We start from the raw sequence: 20037 nt of genomic DNA on the forward strand, positions 1-20037 counted from the left end.
TAAATGTACTTATCGCAACAGTTCCACCCATCCTTTGTACTTACGTATGCCTTGTTCCGTACGGAGTTCCAGTATATAATAATAAGTACCCTCACTCAATCCGTCTCCATTCCACTTGTTATCATAGTTCTTACTTTGATATACCTGGTTACCCCAGCGGTTATAGATGTAGAGCGCTGATCCCGGGAATTTGGTTAAACCCGGTATGAAGAAATTATCGTTCTTACCATCGCCATTAGGTGTTACGACATTCGGTATGAAGATATCTTCTCCTGTTACTTTTATAGGACCTATCACCGATGTATTGTCGCTAACATCCGGATCCTTTTCATTACCGCTGATGGTGGCTGTGTTGGCGATATCATCGGCTGACATCAGTTTCACGGTGAAGGTCAGCGTAGCGCTGGCCCCTGATGCCAGTTCCGGTATCTGCCAGTTGATGGTGGCCGCTGCAATGTCGTAAGTAGCCTGACCAGCTGTAGCATTGAGCGTAAGCGGTCTGCCCAGCATACCTGGCAGGCGGTCCTGCACTACTACGCCGGTAGCTTTATCCGGACCATTATTAGTCGCCGTGATCGTGAAGGTCAACGTACTGTTGACACTGAACGGCGGTGTGCTCGTCAGCTGTTTCACTACTTTGAGGTTGGCGAATTTCTCTGTATTGATGATAACCGTAGCAGTATCAGGAATACTTACTTCCGGCGGACCCGCGACTACCGCTATATTGCGGGTATTGCCGGTACCCGTGATGGTAACATCATAGCTCCAGCTGCGGGTAGCGCCGGCGCTCACCAAACCAACGTTCCATTGCAATACACGGGTGCTGCTGTTATACACGATGTTGCCTACCGGCGGATTGCTGTACACCGGATCGCTCACCAAACTGGCTGGTGGCAGGGTATCCAGCACCACCACAGGGTTTACACCGGCAGTACCGGTATTGTTTACCTGTAGCGTATAGCTGATCACCTGACCGATGCTGTAAGGACCGCTGGCCGGGTTGACAGATTTCGTGATTTTCAGTGGAGACTTAGCCCTGATAAAAGTGGATGCGGTGCTGCTGTTATTGGTGCTATCGATGTCTGTTACACCTGCCGGGGTGTTGACCACAGCTGTGTTCCGGATGCTGCCGGTAGTGTTGGCAGTGGCTGTTACCTGTAATACCACCTGCGCGCCTGCCGGGAAGGTACCCAACGTAGCATTCATGGTATTACCGTTCACACCTGCCTGCACGTTGGCGGCGCCACCGGAGACAGATACCACTGTTACGGAGGGCTGCGTAAGCGCCGCCGGCAGTATATCCGTTACCGTTGCATTGTCAGCGTTGGACGGGCCATCATTACTAATGGTCAATACATAACCGGCTTTACTACCTACGAAGACTTCCTGTGGACCGGTTTTGCTGATGATCAGATCTGTGGAGCTGCCGATATTGCTCACCACCGTATTGGAAGGTACATCCTTACCGCCCATATTATTCAGGATCGCGTGTGCCACGTTGGTGACACTGCCGGCAGGCGCGTTCTGCGCTACCGTACCTTTTACCTGGATAGTCAGTCCGCTGGTATCCGCCGCAGGCATATTCACATTTACTTTTACACTGTTGCCGCTACCGGTAGCGCCGCTATTGATGACGGTGCTGCGCAGCGGGGTAACACTCCAGGTTACATTGGTTAATACAGCCGGTATGAGATCCGTAATATCTGTATTGACAGCATCGCTTGGACCGTTGTTGATAACGCTGATAACATAGGTCACCTGGTCGCCGCGTATCATGGTAGCCGGACCGGTTTTGCTGATTCTTACCGCCGACTGTGTTATAATCTGCGTGGTAGCCGTAGCTGTTTCCGGTGTGGCGCCTGTTTCTGACGGTGTAACAGTTGCGTTGTTCACCAGCGTACCACTCGCATTACCCGCTACGTTACCATTAACGGTAACGACTATACTATTGTTAGTCCCCGCCGGCATATCGCCTGCCAGGCTGATATTATTACCAGTACCGGAAGAAGCGCCATGGATCACTGCCCCCCCGTTGGCCATCGCTTTCCAGCTCACCTGTGTGATAGTAGCCGGTACCACATCCGTAATGGTGAAGTTGACTGCATTGCTCAATCCACTATTGTTGACCAGGATGGTATACTGTATCGGCTGACCGGCAGTAGTGGTGGTCGGGCCATTTTTCTGGATGTGCAGTTTGGGTACCGCTGTAACCACTGTCCGTACCAGGGCGGAAGTATCAGGCTGCGCACCGGTTTCCGCCGGTGTAATGATGGCTGTGTTTTTCAAGGTATCGCGGAAGCCCGGATCCACGGTACCATTCACGGTAACGGTTACACGATTATTTGCGCCTGGTGGGATATTCGCTAACACATTGACCAGATTACCGTTGCCGGTAGCGGCGCCGTTGATTTGTGCATTGCCCGTTGCAACGGCGGTCCAGGTAACGTTGGTCACCTTCGTTGGAACTGCATCCTGGATGGAAGCGTTGGTAGCCATACTCGGACCGTTGTTGGTAGCGATCAACGTATAGGTGATCCGTTGTCCTGATTGCAGGGTGGCAGGTCCCGCTTTGGTGATCTGCACGGCAGGCATCAGGATAATGGTTGTTTGTACAGTAGATGAATCCGGTGTATTACCCGGCTCTGCAGCGGTTACAATACCGGTGTTGATGATATCACCGGCAAAAGTGGAATCTACTTTACCCTGTACCATCAGGCCGAGAGAGCCACCCGCCGGTATATTGGCGATCACCTGTACATTATTGCCGTTGCCGGTATTACCGCTGGTAACAGTGGTACCCGGGCTGGTAGCCTGTACCGTCCAGTTCACCTGTTTCACGATGGCAGGCACCTGGTCGCTGATCATCGCCTGGGTAGCGTTACTCAGGCCCTTGTTGGTGATGTCCAGCCAGTAGCTGATGTTTTCACCGGCATTCAGCTGTTGCGGACCGCTCTTATTGATGGTCAGTTCAGGATGCTGGCCTACTACGGTGGTAGTGGGCGGTGTTACCACCGGCGGTGTCTGCGGGTCAGGAGAAGTAACCGTTGCTGTATTGCGGATAGTATCTTTCGCATCCGGTTTCACGGTACCAGTCACCAGGATAGTGACTACCGCATCGCTGGTGGGCGCAATATCAGCTGTTACACTGAGCAGGTTACCACCACCGGCGCCTCCGGCAGTAACCGTTGCATTGCCGGCAGCGGTGGCGGTCCAGGTGATACCGGTGATACGGGCGTCAATAGTATCCGTAATCACCAGGCCACGGGCAAAAGCAGGACCATTATTCGTTACCGTAATCAGGTAACTGATCTTATCACCGGCGGTAATGTTGGTCGGACCGCTCTTATATACCTGTATGTCTGATTGTTTGGTGACCGCGGTGGTTACATTATCACTCACGGTGGGGGATTCGCTGCTGCCGGCAGTGGCCGTATTCACGATGTTACCGCTGAAATCATTATTCAGTGTACCCGTGATCGTGATAGCCACGCTATTACCTGCACCACCAGGGATATCCCCGGTAGTAGCCACATTGTTGCCGGTACCACTAAAAGGACCGGTGATGTCGGCGGCGCCGGTCACTACTGCTTCCCAGCTAACATTTTGTACCGTTGCCGGTACCACATCACTGATATTTACACCGGTGGCGTCTGAAGGTCCGTTGTTGGTTACCACTACCTGATAGGTAATGGTGTTACCTGCCTGTGCCTGTACCGGGCCGCTCTTTCGTATCTGCAAACCGGTAGTGCGGCCGACGTTGGTGGTCACCGTACTGGTATTGTTAGCAGGATTATAATCGACGATGCCATTCACCGCTACATTCGCCGTATTGACAATACTGCCGGAGGCGGCGCTGCCACTGACGGTACCGCTGATGTACACGGTAATATAATTAGCGCTGCCGGCAGACAGTTTACCCGGTATATTGATGTTGCTGCCGCTACTATCTATTTCCTGCGCGCCAATCACTTCGCCGGTACCCGTTACCACTGCTTTCCAGGTAACGTTGGTAACAGCAGCCGGTACGGCGTCGGTAATAACGAGCGATTGCACATCGGTCGGACCGGCATTAAATACCTGCAGGGTATAGTTCACCGTTTGTCCGGCTGTTACCTGCTGTGGTCCGCTCTTCACGATACTTACATCCGTTGACCGGTTGACGGTAGTGGTGATGGAGCTTGTTTTATTGGACCCTGCCACTACGGTTGCGGTATTGGTGAAGGTTGCATTGGCCGTGTTGTTCACCACACCGTCGACCAGGATGACGATCATATTGTTGCCTACCGGGATATCGGCCGTAGTGCTAATACTATTGCTGTTACCGGAAGTTGCGCCGGTTACTGTTGCTGTGCCGGTAGCCGCAGCGCCCCAGTTAAACACGCTTACATCTGCCGGCACCATATCGGTAATCTGAGCGTTGGTGATGTTGCCGGAACCACCGTTGGTCACCACAATTCTGTAATGAATCGTGTCGCCTACGTTAACTATGGCCGGACCGTTTTTACCGATGCGTACCACCGGATCATTATCGACAACAGTCGATACGCTGCTGGTATTATCAGCCGGATTAGGATCTGTAATCGGGCTGCCGGCAGGTAATGATACCGTAGCGGTATTGATCATAGTGGTTCCATTGATCATTGCCGGATTAACGACACCATTGATAGTGACCGTCAGTTTACCGTTTCCTGCCGGTATATCAGCAGTAACATTCACATTACCGGAACCACTGGCAGGGTTGATATTAGCCACCCCACCGGTGCTGGTCACTACCCAATTTGGATTCAGCAACCCGGACGGCAATGCGTCCTGAACAACTGCACCCTGCACGTTGCTAGGGCCATCATTATAAACATCCAGGGTGTATTGTATCGGCTGGCCAGCAGCTGCATTGGCAGGACCGTTCTTCACGATACGCAGGTTCGCCACCCGGTTGATGGTAGTCACCACACTCGCGGTATCTCCTACCGGCGTTGCAAACGACGGATCATTCAGCGCAATGGCCACATTGGTAATATTAGGCGCCGTATAGTCCGGATCTACTTTACCGGTTACCTGTACGGTGATTTTAGCAGCCGCCCCTACAGGAATATTACCATTTACCAATACATCCTGGGTGCCGGATGCACCGGCCGTAACAACAGCACCGCCGGAGGCTGTGGCTGTCCAGGTAGCATTCAGGATGCCGGCCGGGATAGCGTCTTTAATGGTGATGTTATGGGCATCACTCGGACCATTATTGACCACTTCCAGCGTATAGGCGATTACGTTACCCGCCGTGGTAGCAGCCGGACCAATCTTTTGTATTTTTATTTTAGCCTGCCGGCTGATGTTGGTCGACACATTGGAACTTACCGTCGGTACATTAGGCTCTGCCGGCGTAGCGGTAGCGGTATTGGTGATCAAGCCGGCAAAATCGGACTGCACCCTGCCGGAGATGAGGATCACCACACTATTACTGCTGCCCGCCGGAATATCAGCCACTACATTGAGCTGGTTACCGGAACCGGTGGCGCCGGTAGTCACCACCGCGTTCCCCCTGGCAGCGGCAATCCAGGTAGGATTCACAATCGTAGCCGGAATAGCGTCGGTGATCACGGTGCCGCGCGCATCGCTGGGACCCGCGTTTTCCACTTTCACCCCATAAATAATATACTCTCCGGCACTCCAGTTAGCCGGTGCATTTTTTTGAATGATCAGCCGCGGGCGCTGGCTGATAACCGTTGTAATCGTATCGGATGTTACCGGCGGCAGGCCGGATACGGCCGGATCGGCGGTAGCCACGTTTTTTATGGTGCCTGCCAGGGTAGCCGCTGGCAGGGTACCCGTTACCGTTATATTCACCGTACCGGTGGTCACCGGTACATTGGCTGTTACCTGCAGATTGTTACCTGTACCGGTAGCACCGGACAATACAGTGGCGCCGCCGGCAGCAGTGGCCGTCCAGCTGACGTTGGTCAGCAAGGCCGGCACCTGGTCGGCAATCACCACGCCTGCGGCATTTGACGGACCAGTGTTGGTGACGGTCAACAGGTATCGCACCGTTTCGCCGGCGTTAGCGGTAGCCGGACCGGTTTTCACCACATGCAGGGACGGTTTTTGTACAACGGTCGTCACTACCGGCGCCGATACGGCAGGCAGCGCGCCTGTCTCGGAAGGTTGCGCGGTAGCCTGGTTGGTGAAAGTGCCGTAGAAGGCAGGATCTACCACACCAGTGATCGTCAGCAGTACGCTGCTACCACCACCGCCGGGAATATTGGCATTCACCCGTACAGTATTACCCGTGCCGGTACCACCACTGTTAATTACCGCACTGCCGTTGATGGTGGCAGTCCAGCTGGTTTGTGTAACGGCAGCCGGCACAATATCTTCTATCACCAGGTTATCAGCATTGGATACACTTGTATTCGTAATAGTGACGGTATACGTAATGCGTTCGCCGGCTTTCAGTGTAGCCGGACCAGCTTTAGTCACCCTGATCACCGGCAGTTTTTTCACCACCAGGGTTTGGGTAGCCGTCACCGGTGGTACCGGCTCAGAAGGCGTAGCTGTAGCATGGTTCACGATATTACCGGAGAAACCAGGATCAGTTTTGCCCTTAACGGTGATCACCAGTTTATTGTCGCTGCCGGCAGGAATATTACCGGTCACCTGTACATTATTACCGGTGCCGGTGGCTGCGCCGGTGATAGAAGCCAGTCCCAGTGCCTGGGCAGACCATTGTACCCCACTCAAAGCGGCCGGCACTACGTCCGTCACCACCAGGTTGAGCGCATTGGAAGCACCGGTATTACCTACTTCGATGGTATAGGTCACGCTATCCCCTGCCAGTACGCCGTCTACCGCCGATTTGGTAATGGTGATTTGCGGCAGGCGTTTAACGAGGGTTTGTTTGGTAGCGGTATCACCTGTGCTGCCGGGCTCGGAAGGCGTTACGATAGCGGTGTTGGTCAGCGTACCGGAGAAAGCAGGGTCCAGTTTCCCACTAACGGTAATCACTATATTATTTCCGGTGCCTGCACCGATATCGCCGGCCAGGGAAACATTATTACCGCTGCCATTCACTCCGCTGGCGATGGTAGCGTTGCCATTGGCGACGGCTGTCCAGGTGACCTGTTGTAACGTTGACGGTACTACGTCCGTGATCTGCATATTGCGGGCATTGCTGGGACCATCATTACCCACAATGATTACATAGGACACCGAACTACCGGCAGTGGCGGTATCCGGACCGGTTTTACTGATGGTCAGGTCCGCCTCGGGGGTGACGGTGGTCACTACCTCATTAGAAGTCACCGGCGGGTAGCCGGGCTCGGAAGGCGTTACCATCGCCGTATTATGGATGGGGTTATAGGTAGGCGGTAAAATGGTCGCATGCACGATTACCCGCACCGTAGCCAATGCGGCCATGTTGGCGGTCACACTCAATTGGTTACCGGCGCCGGTTGCGCCGCCGGTGATAGTGGCCGTACCGCTTACCACACTAGCCGTCCAGGTGACGTTGTACAGTGATGCCGGAATCACGTCTGTGATGCTGGTACCGGTGGTATTGGACGGGCCTTCATTTTTCACATCGATGGTGTAAGAAATCTGTCCACCCGGAACAGCTGTAGCCGGACCGTTTTTCACAATGGTGAGTTTCACATTTTTTTGCACCGTCGCCTCGTCGGTATCACTTACCGCCGGTACGCCCGGTTCTGCAGGCGTTGCGGTGGCCGTATTGGACAATGTGCCGCTAAAATCTGCGCTGATAATACCGGATATACGGACGGTGATCACATTCGAAGATCCTGCGGGGATGTTACCCGTTACCTGTACCTGGTTACCCGTGCCGGAAGCGCCGGCAGTAACGGCGGCAGCTCCCTGGGCGGTGGCGGTCCACTGTACCTGTTGCACCGCAGCCGGCACCGCGTCGGTAATGACAGTTTGCACGGCATCGCTCGGGCCATTATTAATCAGCGTAATCACATACTGCACCGGTGTACCGGCCACCGCTATCACCGGTGTGGTGCGGCTCTTATCGATTACCAGTCCGGGTGAACTGCTGATAACAGTGGTCGTGGTATTGGAATTAAATGCGCTGACAGGTTCGGTAGGCGTTACGGTCGCCACATTCTGGATATTACCGGTGGCGCCGGCATTCACGGTGCCGGTTACACTGATATATACTTTACCGGTATCTGCCGGCGTATCGCCACCGGGGTAATTGGCCACGATGCGGATATTATTACCCGTACCGGTAGCGCCGGAGGTGATTGTTACCTTACCCGTGGCGGTAGCCGTCCAGCTGACGTTGGAGAGCTTGGAAGAAATAACATCGGTGAGCACGGCAGCATTGGCATCTCCCAGTCCGTTATTACGGGCAATGATACCAAAGCTGATAGATTCTCCGGCAATAGCCATGGCGGGCGCCGTTTTCACCACTTCAAAATATGGCCGGCGTATAACCGGTACCGTTACCGTGGCGGTAGCCCCGTCAGGATCCGGCACCACCGGTGATACGGCGGTCACCGTATTGGTCAGGTCTCCCTGGAAGGATGACAAAATGTTACCCGTTACCGTGATAGTGACACTGGCGTTGCCGGTAGGAATATCCGCGGTAACGTTAATATTGGTATTGGTGCTGCTATTCTGGATAATCTGGGCGGCTCCTGTGCTGGCCACAGACACATTGCTGGCTGTAAATCCGGCGGGCAGCGCATCGGTGATCTGTACACCCGGCGCGTTACTGGGACCGGCATTGGTGATATTGATCCGGTAGGTCAGTGGTTGTCCGGCCAGATAAGGACCGAATTCTGATACTATTTTCTGCGCCTTTATATCAGCCCGGCTTACATAAGTAATGGTTACCTGGTCTGGCAGCGGCGGACACACATTATTAGTGATGGTCCAGGCGAGGGTGGCGCTGGTATTAGGGGGAATGGTAATAGTGGTATGCGGGTCGGTAGGGTCAGCGATGGAAGGATTACCGCTGATGACCACCCATTTGCCGGTACCCACCGTCGGGGTATTGGCCTGCATATGGAAGATGCCGGAATTGTACTGTGTGGAATCCGGGCCAGCATCGGGAAGCGTGGTGTTGCCGTATTCCGTTACCTGCAAATCAGCGTAGGAAGGCGGACAGGCTCCGCCGCTGATGGTCCAGCGGAACACGTAGGTACCGGTTACCAGTCCGGACACATTTGTATTGGGCAGCTGTGGGTTGTCGATGGTAGCCACACCGGGACCGCTGACCTGGGTCCAGTTGCCGGTACCGGCAGCAGGCGTATTACCGGAGAGGGTAGTATTACTGGTACCGCATAGTTGTTGTGCTGGTCCTACGGTAGCGATGGTAGGCGTAGGATTGATATCCAGCGATACCGGGTAGGAGGCGGAACAGCCGCTGGCCTTGTGTTTAAAGGTAACCGTGAAATGATAGGTGCCCGGCGCCACATTAGCAGGGATCACCACATTCAGTGGGGAACCGGCGAGGGAGGCATCGGTCACGGCATTAAAGCCGGGCATATCGGAGGTAGTGATACTATAGGCGTTTGCATTACCCCCATTAACGGTATAGGGTATACTAAACAATGCCGTTCCCTGGCAGATAGGTTTTACCGTGCCGATGGTCATGCTGATATTGGGATTGACCACCACCCGGAACGGACTGGAAACGCCATCGCCGGAGCAGCCGTTAACGGTAGCGGTTACCCGGTAATAACGATTGGCTGTCAGCGTACCGGTATTGAGCGTAGCGCCGGTTTGACCGGCGATCACGGTCCAGCCGGTGCTGCCATCTGGACTGGTTTCCCAGGTATAGCTATAACCGGAAGCAGGGGTACCGGTACCGGCTTTGGGTGTGACGTTGGCCGTGAGCGTAGCGCTGCTGTTGTAGCAAATAACCGCCGGGCCATTAATAGAAGTGGTGTAATCGATTACTTTCAATTCTGCCGGGGCAGACACCACGCGGCAGCTGGTGTTGTTCATTTCCGCCATGCCGCCGGCTGCTACCACGCGGTATTCAAAACCTGCAGCTGCATTGAGAACATTGAAAGTATACTGGTTATTGGAACCATTGTTGATTACACCGCCTTGATTGGTCCAGGTGGTGGTACCCAGCGCCCTTTTCTGCAGCTGGAAAAAGTAGTTGGAATAGCTGCCTGTTGGGAGGCTCACCGAAAATCCGCCGGTACCGCCGGCACATACTACGCCGGTAGTTTGAGCAAAAGCGATAGGAGGTCCGCAGGCTGCGAAGGCGATATCATCCAGCGCCAGGTCATTACCATTACTATTGGGCGTATTACTGAAAATCCGCAGGATAATGGCGCTGGTAGTGGAAGGCATCTGGAAGATACCGGCCTGTCTTACCCAGGTGCCGGGACTTTGAAACGGCACGGTGCCGGTAGATACAGACTTCAGCGGAGTGCCGTTAGGGTTATTGGCATCCATAATATCAAAACGCAGACTGGGTTGAGAAACCCCCGATTGAGGGTTGATGTTCATGATCCAGGCGGAGAATTCAAAAGTGGTACCGGCACATAAACCGGTGATCGTACGTTCATAGAATTTATCCGGGGTGGCATTGGCGTCTACCACCATACAAAACCCGCGGCCATCGGTGCTGGTATGGTCCGGCCGGTCCACGAAATAGATGTTATTGTAGCCCCGGGTGGTGTTACTGATGGTATACTGCCCCGGATAAGGGCCTGTAGGCCGGGAGCCTACACCGGGCGCGTAATAGGTATACGTGGTAATACCCGCCGGCAGCGGAGGCCCCAGCGTTGGTTTAGCTGCCGTAGCCGCCGTACCGAATGTTTCCAGGAAAACCGGGTCACCCAGGGAGCCGGTACATTGCTGGGCTTTCACATGACTGCCTATCAGCAGTAACAGGAGCACATAACAACATTGTCTAACAGCACGGGAAATACGATTCTGAACATTTACACAAATGGACAGCTTTTTTACCATAGTAGCCGGGTTTGTACATTATTTTGGTTTCCCGACAGACTTATAGCAGGAAGGGGATAATGGCTTTCGCAAGGGTATAAATGAAAAAAGAGAGCCTGCGCATGCTCATTGCATCCGGAATAACTGCTGCGCTATAATCTTGTCGGTTCTGTGAATCGGGGATGATACCGGATCTACATACATTGAACTACACGGCGGTATCACTGCAAATACTAAACAGTAAAAACAGGATTATGTTCACCGAAGCGCATAAGTTTGATAACCAGCTACTCCGCTATAGCCCAATTATCTGCCAACAACATATTATCTTCCTGTATAATCTAAAAAAACAGCCTCTGCTGTGGACCAGGGCCATTGACGGGGAAACCGATGCTAAAACCCCTTTAATTTGTCGTGTTTAGTCTTTAACGCGGACCGCTTTAGGGAAGGCATGGCAAAACCTATTCGGATAATCATCGTTTTTTATAAAGCACAAAGGGAGTGACCATATTGGTTACTCCCTTTGTGCTTTTTCAGGCCTTCGGCCGATGATTATTTTATAGACTAAAGCCACCATCGCAGCGGAGGACAGTTCCGGTAGTATTGGTGTTGTGCATCAGGAAAATCACCGCTTCCGCTACATCGCCGGCCGCAGCTACTTTTCCGGTAGGCAACTGGGCGGCATACTGACTAAATGTATCCGCTTTGGCAGCAGCCGGCAGGAAGTCCCACCAGGGCGTATCTACCACACCGGGAGAAACAGCGTTGATCCGCAAGGGTTGCAATTCTTTCGCCAAACCGGGAATCATCAGTTCAAGGGCGCCGTTGATAGCTGCCAGTCCGGATGTACCAGGACTTTTAGCGATAGCAGAAATAGCCGTAATCAGCGTGATGCTGCCACCGGGGCGCATGTAAGGCAAGGCCGCCTGCAGGGTTTGCAGCTGTGGCCAGAACTTTCCTTCAAAGCCGGCGCGTAGCTCGTCGAGTTGCAGGTCTTTAAACATACCGGCGCCTTTCGCGCCGCTTAAAGCTATTACCAGGTGATCGATACTACCCTGCGCAGCAAAAAATTCGTCGAGTGCCGGACGGTCGTTGCCATCTACCACCGCGGCGGAAGCAGCTATTGTTTGCACCGCCTCCTGCAGGCGTGCTGCAGAACGGCCGGTGATGGTAACATGTGCGTTTTCAGCAGCGAGCAAAGTGGCGGTAGCGAGTCCTATACCAGATGATCCACCGGCAACGACTATACGGGCATTTTCAAATGAAGCAGACATAATGGGTTTCTTTTATGCTGTAAAATTGGTGCATAAAAGGCGGAGCATTGTTAACCCAATGCGGCATTAAATTAACGGAATGCTGCATTTTCCGTTTTACCGGGGTACCGCCTGTTTCCGGAATGCCAGCGGCGTCATACCCGTGTTTTCCTTGAAGAAACGATTAAACCCGGCCGGGTCGCTGAAATGCAGCTGATCCGATATATTGGCAATAGTACTATCCGTATAACGCAGGGATGCTTTGGCTTCCCGTACCAGCATGCCGGTAATGGCTTCGGAGGCCGTTTGACCGGTATGTTTCCGAACCGCCCGGTTCAGATGATTGGGCGTAACGCCCAGTATAGCGGCATAGTCTGCCACTTTTCTTTTGGTGAGAAAATGTTCGCTGACCAGTTTTTGATAACGGGGTACCAGATAAGCCGCTTTGTTTTCCTTCGGGGTGAGATGGAATCCCTGGCGTTCATAACTGCGTTTCAGCGCCAGCAACAGCAGGTTAAGATATAAACGGACCGCTTTATCATTGCCCGGTTGCTGTTGCTGTAGTTCCGTATTGATTCGTGCGGTGAGGTCAATAACGGTATCCAGTTCAGCGGGTAGCAGCTGCATAAACGGTACGCCGGAAAAAGCAAAAAAAGGAAATTCAACCGGTATACGGTCAGGCGGCAGGATATCTTCCAGGAAATCCGGCTCAAACAACAAATAGTAACCAAAGGCATCGTCGCTCAGACCGCGTTTGCTGAATATCTGTCCGGGGAAAGTAAAGCTGACAGTGCCGTTGCCGTGGGTAAAATCTTCCAGCCCCAGTTGAATTTCCGTAGTACCTCTTACGGAGACGCTTATACGATAATAGCTCGATTTCAGCGGGCCCATTTTTGTGCGGACTCCTTCGCTGGAATACATTTCAAAACCTTTTATACGGGCGGCGGCGTCGAGGTTGTTGTACCCGAACGCAGATACCTGTTCTGGCAGGCGATGCAGCGCCCTGGATTCTTCCAGGTTATAGTGTGGCAGGTTCATTACTTATACAATGAGCGGATAATATCATCTACCGGCTCGTCTTTACGGGCGGCCAGCATTTGTTCCCGGTATTTCACTTCCCGGCTGAATGCTGCATCTACAGCAGCAATCGCGTTTTTACCATAGCGTTCTTCCAGCATATCATCTATTTTTCGTTGTTTCCCTTCGGCAAGCGACTGCCGGCCGCGGTGCTGCGCCAGTCCAAGGATACCCACCAGGGCTTTTTTGTCTTCGTCTTCCACATCATGGTAGAGGATGTAGGATACTTTATACAGACTGGCGCCGATTTTATATAACAGCGCACTGCCTTTCTCCGTGATGCTGATCAGTTTCGCACGTTTGTCTGCCGGATCATTTTTCTCCGTGATCAGGGCTTTCTTTTTCATCCGGTTCAGTATATCGATGCCGGTTGACAACTCCAGCAGTCCCAGGTTGATGATATCTGTTTTACGCGCTTCTTTTTTACACTTGATAATATTAAGCAGATAAAACCATTCCAGCTCTATGTCCGGCCATTCGCGCATCATGATTTTGGAATAAGTGCTATGCATAGCGCCCATCCTGCCTATCAGCTCCGCCATCAGCGTTTCCATCCCATGTTCCGGCACTTCCCCGGATTTATCTTTTTTCCGGCTGGCCTGTTTGCGCAGATATTGTATACAGAAATCGGCTACCGCGGGCTTTTCGATCTTACCTGCATAGGCTTCCCAGGCGGTGATCAGTTCCATTAAAGGTGTCATCGAAAGCGTATTTAATTGTAAAAGAATTTATTTTAAAATTACACGATTTCGTTGTAAAACAAAACGATTTCGTTGTTTTTTCAGAAAAATATCTTTTCTTTGTCAGGGTAAATCACGATACCTTAAAAATGGCTTATGCAAACATTACAGGAGCAACTGATGACCGATTGCCAGGCCTCAACAGAACAGGCAATCGCCGCGCTCAACGATTTGGCGGCGCTACTCGAAAGACATGTACTGAATAAATATGAAGATCCTGCCAGCCGGCAGCAACTGGTCCACCGGCCCGATCTGGCGGACCTCCGACTGGAAACGAGGGATGTAACGGCTTTTAAACACCTGTTGTTTTTCCTGTTGATGAATTATCCTGACAGGGCGGCTGCCGTAGCCAGTTGCCTGAAAAAATGTTACGATCCGGCATTGACAACAGGGCTGTGTCAGGCCATAGCCGTTTACTGGCAACAGGACGATGCCGCTACCGTACAACTGACGGACGCCATCACCCACTCACAGGGGTATGATCAGTTCAGTGACACCGTGCTTGAATGGTTTAAAAAACTGGCCGCAGAAGGACTTCCGGAAACCCGGAAAACGATGGCCCAAAAATTCGCCTATTACCGCAAATTCTATGATGCGCAACTTTAGTATTATCGCTATGCTGATTGGACTAATGGAATCACCTCCCCTGCTTTTCGCGGAGTTATTAACGGAAACCGTTCAGCTACTACAGGAACTGGTGTTGGCGCTATTACCAACGTCCGGAAAATGAAACGGGACATCCAACAGTTTTTCGTTGGGTGTCTTTCGGTCACCACACCACCTATACATCTACCTATATCACCTACACCCGCCTATGACAAAGTAGCCAGCAAACACAACACACATAATACCAGGCACAAGGGTGTATACAAACGGGCATCCCGGCGGCCAAACGGTGTTTGTTTTATTTTACGGAACAAACCCACATAACGGAAATCACCGATCGCACGCAGCGCAAAAACAGCCGCTACGCCTCTGGTTAACCATACAACAAGGGTGCGGCTTACCCAGCTGTCGAAAATACCGGTGTTGGCAGTTACTATCAGGGCAAATACCAGGAGCCCTACCGCCACCACCAGCGTAGCCAAAGTACCGGGATTCAATACCCGTACGCCGTCGGTATTTTCCGGTAACGCCAGCCCAATGCCCCATTGACCGCCAAAGGCCCAATAAAAATGCAGCACGGCAATCGCCACCAGGATAGTGGCTGCTACAACAACAGGTAGTAACATACAATCTGTATTATACCTGCAAATGTAACCATTGCGTATATACGCGATACTGATAATTATCAGCTATTGCAGGAACAGGTAATGAAGTCCGCCGAAACACAGGCTCATCAAAATCAGGTATACTACGTTGAGCCGGTACCGTATCAGCAGGAACAACGACAACAGCATCCAGGCCAATGCGGTATAATCCAGGTTCGCCCAGGCTATGCCGCCGGGAAACAATACATCTTTTCCCAGGAAAAGCGTCAGGTTCAGGATCACGCCGGTTACCGCCGCGGTCACAAAACCCAATACACCCGCAATCGATTTGTTCTCCTGCGTTTTCTCTATCAGCGGCGCCCCCGCGAAAATGAACAGGAAACAGGGCAGGAAGGTATAAAACGTGGTGGTCAGCAAACCAAGGGTGCCCATCCACAAAGAGCCGTTAAAATGATTATAGCCGGCCATAAAGCCAACATAGGACAATACGATGATCAGCGGTCCCGGCGTGGTTTCCGCCAGCGCAAAACCATCTATCATCTGCATATTGCTTAACCAGTTGAGCTTACCTACGCTGAATTGCGCTACATAAGGCAATACGGTATAGGAACCACCCACCGTCACAAAAGCAGTTTGTGTAAAAAACAGCATCATCTTCTTCCAAAAAATAAAATCATCTGCCAGCCAGAAAAAAAGGGCAAAAGGCAGGGCCCATAACAACGAGGCCATACCAATTTGCCGGAACAACCGGGCCGCCACATTACCAGTGACAGGCGAATGGGTGAATTTATTAAGAAAATACCCCTGTTCCTCCGCCGCCTGCGCTTCTTCCTCGTGCACATCCCGCTCCACCCAGGCAGGCCGTATATACCGCACCAGCAACGCTATCCCGATAGTGCCCGCAATAATCAGCAGCAACGAAAGGTTAAACCAGAAGATACTCACAAAAGCGGCGGCAGCCAGTATATAATGCAGGGGCGTATGCAGGGCTTTCTGTCCCACCCGGATCATAGCGAGTATAATAATCGCTACCACCGCAGGCTTCAGTCCATTGAACATCGCATAAATCCAGGGTACATTCCCATACAACACATAGATCATACTTAATCCCAGGAGAATAAACATGGATGGCAACACAAACAGGATACCAGCTGCCAGTCCGCCTTTTTTACCATGCAACTGCCAGCCCACATACGTAGCCAGCTGTTGTGCTTCCGGACCAGGCAGGATCATACAATGATTGAGCGCATGCAGAAAGCGGCTGTTGCTGATCCATTTTTTCCTGTCCACCAGGTATTCATGCATAATCGCAATATGCCCGGCAGTGCCGCCAAAACTGATCCATCCGAGTTTAAACCAAAACTGCAGGGCTTCCCCGAATGAAGGCCGTTGCCGGTGATTGTTTTCTTTCATATCCGTTGTATCGTTTTTCTCACTATATCCCAAAAAAAGCCCCGCATCTGCTGTTTACAGATGTGTTAACAACTATTCATATGTTATCAGGGAATGATGTGCATCCTATAGTGTCTGCCGCTGTACAGGGCCTTTTTGAGCGACTGTAAATATACGAAATAGCCCCGCCCTATGCAAGCTTTTTTTGCCTTTTTTACCTAATTTGCACCTTTTCAACATTGCCATTTAAATTAACCCGCATGGAACAACGACTAGAGACGATTGTCAACGATATCAGCACGGCAGTAGGCCAATTGCTGCAAAAAATGGACGCCAGTAAAGACGCTGTCAGCATTATACGCCGCACTACCTTACAGGCAGGTATACACGATTATGTCCGTTTCTTTTATTATAACGGACAGGTACATTGTTTTGCAGACGACGCAGGCAGCGATCGCCCGGATGTAAAGTATGAAGGCACGAATGTTCCGCTTGGTAAAGAAGACCTGGCAGAGCTGCTCCCATTATTAAGGGAAAAACTGGAAGTACTCTACCTTTCCTATGATGACAAACCCATACTGGAGTATTATTTCACCGTAGATGCGAAATTCAGGATAGACGAAAAATTCTATAAAATGACCGCCCTGGAAACCAGCAGCGAAGCGAAGAAAACAGCGCTGCGAAAGGCTATCGATACCTATCTCACTAAAAAAATATATGAAGGACAATATCCCACCCAAGAGCTGGAGACGACCTTCCTGGCTAAACATCTTATCAGCCCGATATTATACCCGGAAATAGATGTACCGGCCGTTATCGCCATTTACGAAAAAATCAAAACACTAAATAAACACAAAAAGGAAAAACTGGCGCAACACCAGCACGCCATTACCTACGCCCTGCGCCGCTGGGCGGAAGATACCTTCCTGCCGGTTCACTACGACGTACATAAAAAGGACTGGGGACTACCGGAATTTACACGGAAAGAAACCCACACACAAAACGTATCCGAACAACTGTTGGACCTGCTCATCTATACAGGCGTAACCATCATCCGTCACGAGCCTAACTACAGCCGCCCCACCGGTGTAGGTTTCATTGAAAAAGCAAAAGAACTGGGCAGTACCAAAGCGGCACAGGTATTAAAAACAGGCAGCGGCACTTTCAGCGCCACAGATATCCAATACAAGGATACCGACGTTACCTGCACTGCCAACGACGTATTTGCCACCATCGACATCAACTTCAAAAACGAAAACGAAGCCGCTTACGGAAAAGCACTGGACTTTATCTGTAACCTGCTGGAAAAAGATTTTCCACAGAGCTATGAAATCAAATGTAAGTCCAAAGCCAAAAACTTCCTGCCGGTAAAAGGTCTGGGTAAAACCGCCACCCACAAATTCTTCGCCAATGCGTTACAATACCCCGCTCTTTTCCCGCAATTGGAAAAGTATGTACAACTGGCCATCCGTCATGAATATGAATGGTATAACGATGCAGAAGCAGAACTGTGCGCACGCCCGGGCACCTATGCCGTATTTGGTCTAACCCTGTCGGATATACGCTATTATCCCTTGTTGCAACAATACCTCGATAAAATAGATGATGAACATCAATCTGTACAAAATCATTTCCTGGTGCAGTTTGTACAACAGCATGGGGTAAATGCCGGCACGATTCCATTGATAGTGGATGTATTGAGATGTGCGCAGGATATTAAACCGATAAAGGAGTTAAAGGCACTGGATACAGTGGAGAATATAGCGATACTGAAACAATATATTCAATCGCTCGAATTAGAGCAATATGAGATAGATCATATTGCCTGGTTTATCTGGAAAGGAAAGAAAAAACTCTGATGGATATGATTAATGCTGATTTCGCTGATTGAGCGAAGACCATTACGAAGATAGTAGCGGATATCCTGTCTGTTATAATATCATTCAAAAAACATCCGGTCCTGTTATCTATCATTCATCTTTGCTATCATCTACGCAAAAGTCTTCGCTCAATCAGCGAAATCAGTATTAATCATGTTCATCATAGTTACCACCCAGCGCACGATACAACGCAATCACCGCCTGCCATTGCTGAAGCTGATCGTTGATACTTCCTATCTGTGCGCTTAATAAGTGCTGTTCTGAAGTCAATACATCTGTATAGTTGGTGCTGGAGCTATATTTCAACAATTCTTTGGTAAAGTCCACGGCTTTCTCCAGTGAGGCTAATTGTTTTTCCCTGCTTTCCTTTTTCTCTGAGGCGGATGTCAGTGAATAGAGCGCATCTGAGACTTCTTTCCCCGCTGTGAGCATGGTTTTGTTGAAGTTATACAGGGCCTCCTGTTGTTTGGCCTGCGCGGCCGTTAACCGGGCTTTATTGAGGCCGCGGTTAAAGATAGGCTGTGTGAGTCCGCCGACGATATTGCCAAACAGGCCGGCATCCGTGAACCACTGACTGAAATCGAAGCTGGTAAAACCAGAGGCAGCCGTGATATTAAGGGAAGGATAAAAGGCCGTGCGGGCGATGTTGGTGTTTTCAAATGCGTTACGGAAGGCGTATTCCGCCGCTTTAACATCCGGCCGGTATTGCAGCAGCTGCGCCGGTACGCCGGTGGACAGGTTTTGCGGCACCTGTTGCGCCGGCATATTACCACGGGCAATAGGACCAGGAGGCAATGCCAGCAGGATAGACAGCGCGTTTTCCGTTTCGCGTATTTGTCTTTTTACATCCGGGATAGCCACCGCTGCGGCATACTGGTTGGCTTCACTCTGCACTACGGCAGCGCCGTTCACGATACCGGATGCTTTCAGTTCCTTCATGCTGCTCACATCTTCTCCCCTGTTGGCCAGCGTTTGCCGGAGAACCTGCAGCTGCTGGTCCAGCGCCAGCAGCGTATAATACGAAGCGGCGATATCCGCTATCAGGCTGCTTTGTATGGCCTGTTGCGCCGCTACGGTACCCAACAAAGCCGCCTGCGCCGCTCTTTTGCCACTGCGTAGTTTTCCCCAGATATCTGCTTCCCAGCTGGCAGCCACGTTCACGTCGTACTGTGTGGCCGTGGTGATGAGACCATAACCTTGCGGAAAAGCCAGCCTGGATTCTTTCACGGAGGCGTTGGCATTTACATCGGGCAGGAAGGCGAGCCTGCTTTGTTTCAGTGCCGCCTGGGCTGCGATGATACGCTGCATGGCTATACGCAGGTCCAGGTTCTCCCGGATGCCGCGGGCTATCAGCCGTTGTAGGGCCGTATCGGTAAAAAAGGACTGCCAGGGCCGGGCAGCGATGGTGTTGGTATCGCCGTTGGGCTGATCACGGTATAAACCGTTGGTATTTATTTCCGGCGACCGGTAAGGCTGTGTGATCCGGCAGGCGGCTGCCAGCGTTAACAGCGCCAGCAGCCAGATATATCTTTTGTGTATCATTATTACTTTTTTAATC

The 20037-nt window shown here is 51.6% G+C and carries 10 protein-coding genes; 3 read left to right on the forward strand and 7 right to left on the reverse strand.

The window, feature by feature from the left end; all coding sequences use genetic code 11:
* Window positions 1-9 precede the first annotated feature (9 nt).
* The 4 genes from ICL07_RS17070 to ICL07_RS17085 form a co-directional block, all read right to left on the reverse strand.
* Window positions 10-10947: a T9SS type B sorting domain-containing protein gene (locus ICL07_RS17070; RefSeq protein ID WP_188089235.1), complete on the reverse strand. Its 10938-nt coding sequence runs from the start codon at window positions 10945-10947 to the stop codon at window positions 10-12.
* A gap of 536 nt (window positions 10948-11483) precedes the next feature.
* Window positions 11484-12200, reverse strand: a complete 717-nt coding sequence (locus tag ICL07_RS17075; RefSeq protein WP_188089236.1) for an SDR family oxidoreductase — start codon at window positions 12198-12200, stop codon at window positions 11484-11486.
* 96 nt (window positions 12201-12296) lie between these two features.
* The gene (locus tag ICL07_RS17080; RefSeq protein ID WP_188089237.1) at window positions 12297-13217 is read right to left on the reverse strand and encodes an AraC family transcriptional regulator; all 921 of its coding nucleotides are present in this window, start codon (window positions 13215-13217) and stop codon (window positions 12297-12299) included.
* Window positions 13217-13957, reverse strand: a complete 741-nt coding sequence (locus ICL07_RS17085; RefSeq protein ID WP_188089238.1) for a MarR family winged helix-turn-helix transcriptional regulator — start codon at window positions 13955-13957, stop codon at window positions 13217-13219. Before ICL07_RS17085 ends, ICL07_RS17080 begins: the two co-directional genes overlap by 1 nt.
* Window positions 13958-14092: 135 nt before the next feature.
* Here ICL07_RS17085 and ICL07_RS17090 point away from each other — a divergent pair, with 135 nt between their 5' ends.
* Both ICL07_RS17090 and ICL07_RS17095 read left to right on the forward strand, forming a co-directional pair.
* Window positions 14093-14602 carry a hypothetical protein gene (locus ICL07_RS17090; protein WP_188089239.1) on the forward strand — a complete coding sequence of 170 codons (510 nt, stop codon included), beginning with the start codon at window positions 14093-14095 and terminating at the stop codon, window positions 14600-14602.
* Entirely contained in the window at window positions 14586-14726 is a 141-nt protein-coding gene (locus ICL07_RS17095; protein ID WP_188089240.1) for a hypothetical protein, read from the forward strand. Before ICL07_RS17090 ends, ICL07_RS17095 begins: the two co-directional genes overlap by 17 nt.
* Window positions 14727-14808: 82 nt before the next feature.
* On the opposite strand, the gene ICL07_RS17100 is transcribed toward ICL07_RS17095, so the two are convergent.
* Both ICL07_RS17100 and chrA read right to left on the reverse strand, forming a co-directional pair.
* Complete coding sequence (locus tag ICL07_RS17100) at window positions 14809-15228, reverse strand: DUF3995 domain-containing protein (RefSeq protein ID WP_188089241.1); 420 nt, start codon at window positions 15226-15228, stop codon at window positions 14809-14811.
* A 63-nt stretch (window positions 15229-15291) separates the two neighbouring features.
* Window positions 15292-16620, reverse strand: coding sequence for a chromate efflux transporter (gene chrA, locus ICL07_RS17105; RefSeq protein ID WP_188089242.1), 1329 nt, complete (start codon window positions 16618-16620; stop codon window positions 15292-15294).
* 239 nt (window positions 16621-16859) lie between these two features.
* On the opposite strand from chrA, the gene ICL07_RS17110 reads away from it, so the two are divergent.
* Window positions 16860-18458 (forward strand): DUF6138 family protein, encoded by a 1599-nt coding sequence (locus ICL07_RS17110; RefSeq protein ID WP_188089243.1) that lies wholly within the window; start codon window positions 16860-16862, stop codon window positions 18456-18458.
* A 168-nt stretch (window positions 18459-18626) separates the two neighbouring features.
* Here the strand turns inward: ICL07_RS17110 and ICL07_RS17115 are convergent, their stop codons facing one another.
* Window positions 18627-20021, reverse strand: a complete 1395-nt coding sequence (locus ICL07_RS17115) for an efflux transporter outer membrane subunit (RefSeq protein WP_188089244.1) — start codon at window positions 20019-20021, stop codon at window positions 18627-18629.
* Window positions 20022-20037: the final 16 nt, after the last annotated feature.

The sequence above is a fragment of the Chitinophaga qingshengii genome, assembly GCF_014529935.1.
Lineage (GTDB): Bacteria > Bacteroidota > Bacteroidia > Chitinophagales > Chitinophagaceae > Chitinophaga > Chitinophaga qingshengii.

Bases quoted from the DNA above. Each gene is read 5' to 3' on its own strand.
- ICL07_RS17070 (WP_188089235.1), bottom strand. From the start codon at position 10,947: ATGGTAAAAAAGCTGTCCATTTGTGTAAATGTTCAGAATCGTATTTCC.
- ICL07_RS17075 (WP_188089236.1), bottom strand. From the start codon at position 12,200: ATGTCTGCTTCATTTGAAAATGCCCGTATAGTCGTTGCCGGTGGATCA.
- ICL07_RS17080 (WP_188089237.1), bottom strand. From the start codon at position 13,217: ATGAACCTGCCACACTATAACCTGGAAGAATCCAGGGCGCTGCATCGC.
- ICL07_RS17085 (WP_188089238.1), bottom strand. From the start codon at position 13,957: ATGACACCTTTAATGGAACTGATCACCGCCTGGGAAGCCTATGCAGGT.
- ICL07_RS17090 (WP_188089239.1), top strand. From the start codon at position 14,093: ATGCAAACATTACAGGAGCAACTGATGACCGATTGCCAGGCCTCAACA.
- ICL07_RS17095 (WP_188089240.1), top strand. From the start codon at position 14,586: ATGATGCGCAACTTTAGTATTATCGCTATGCTGATTGGACTAATGGAA.
- ICL07_RS17100 (WP_188089241.1), bottom strand. From the start codon at position 15,228: ATGTTACTACCTGTTGTTGTAGCAGCCACTATCCTGGTGGCGATTGCC.
- chrA (WP_188089242.1), bottom strand. From the start codon at position 16,620: ATGAAAGAAAACAATCACCGGCAACGGCCTTCATTCGGGGAAGCCCTG.
- ICL07_RS17110 (WP_188089243.1), top strand. From the start codon at position 16,860: ATGGAACAACGACTAGAGACGATTGTCAACGATATCAGCACGGCAGTA.
- ICL07_RS17115 (WP_188089244.1), bottom strand. From the start codon at position 20,021: ATGATACACAAAAGATATATCTGGCTGCTGGCGCTGTTAACGCTGGCA.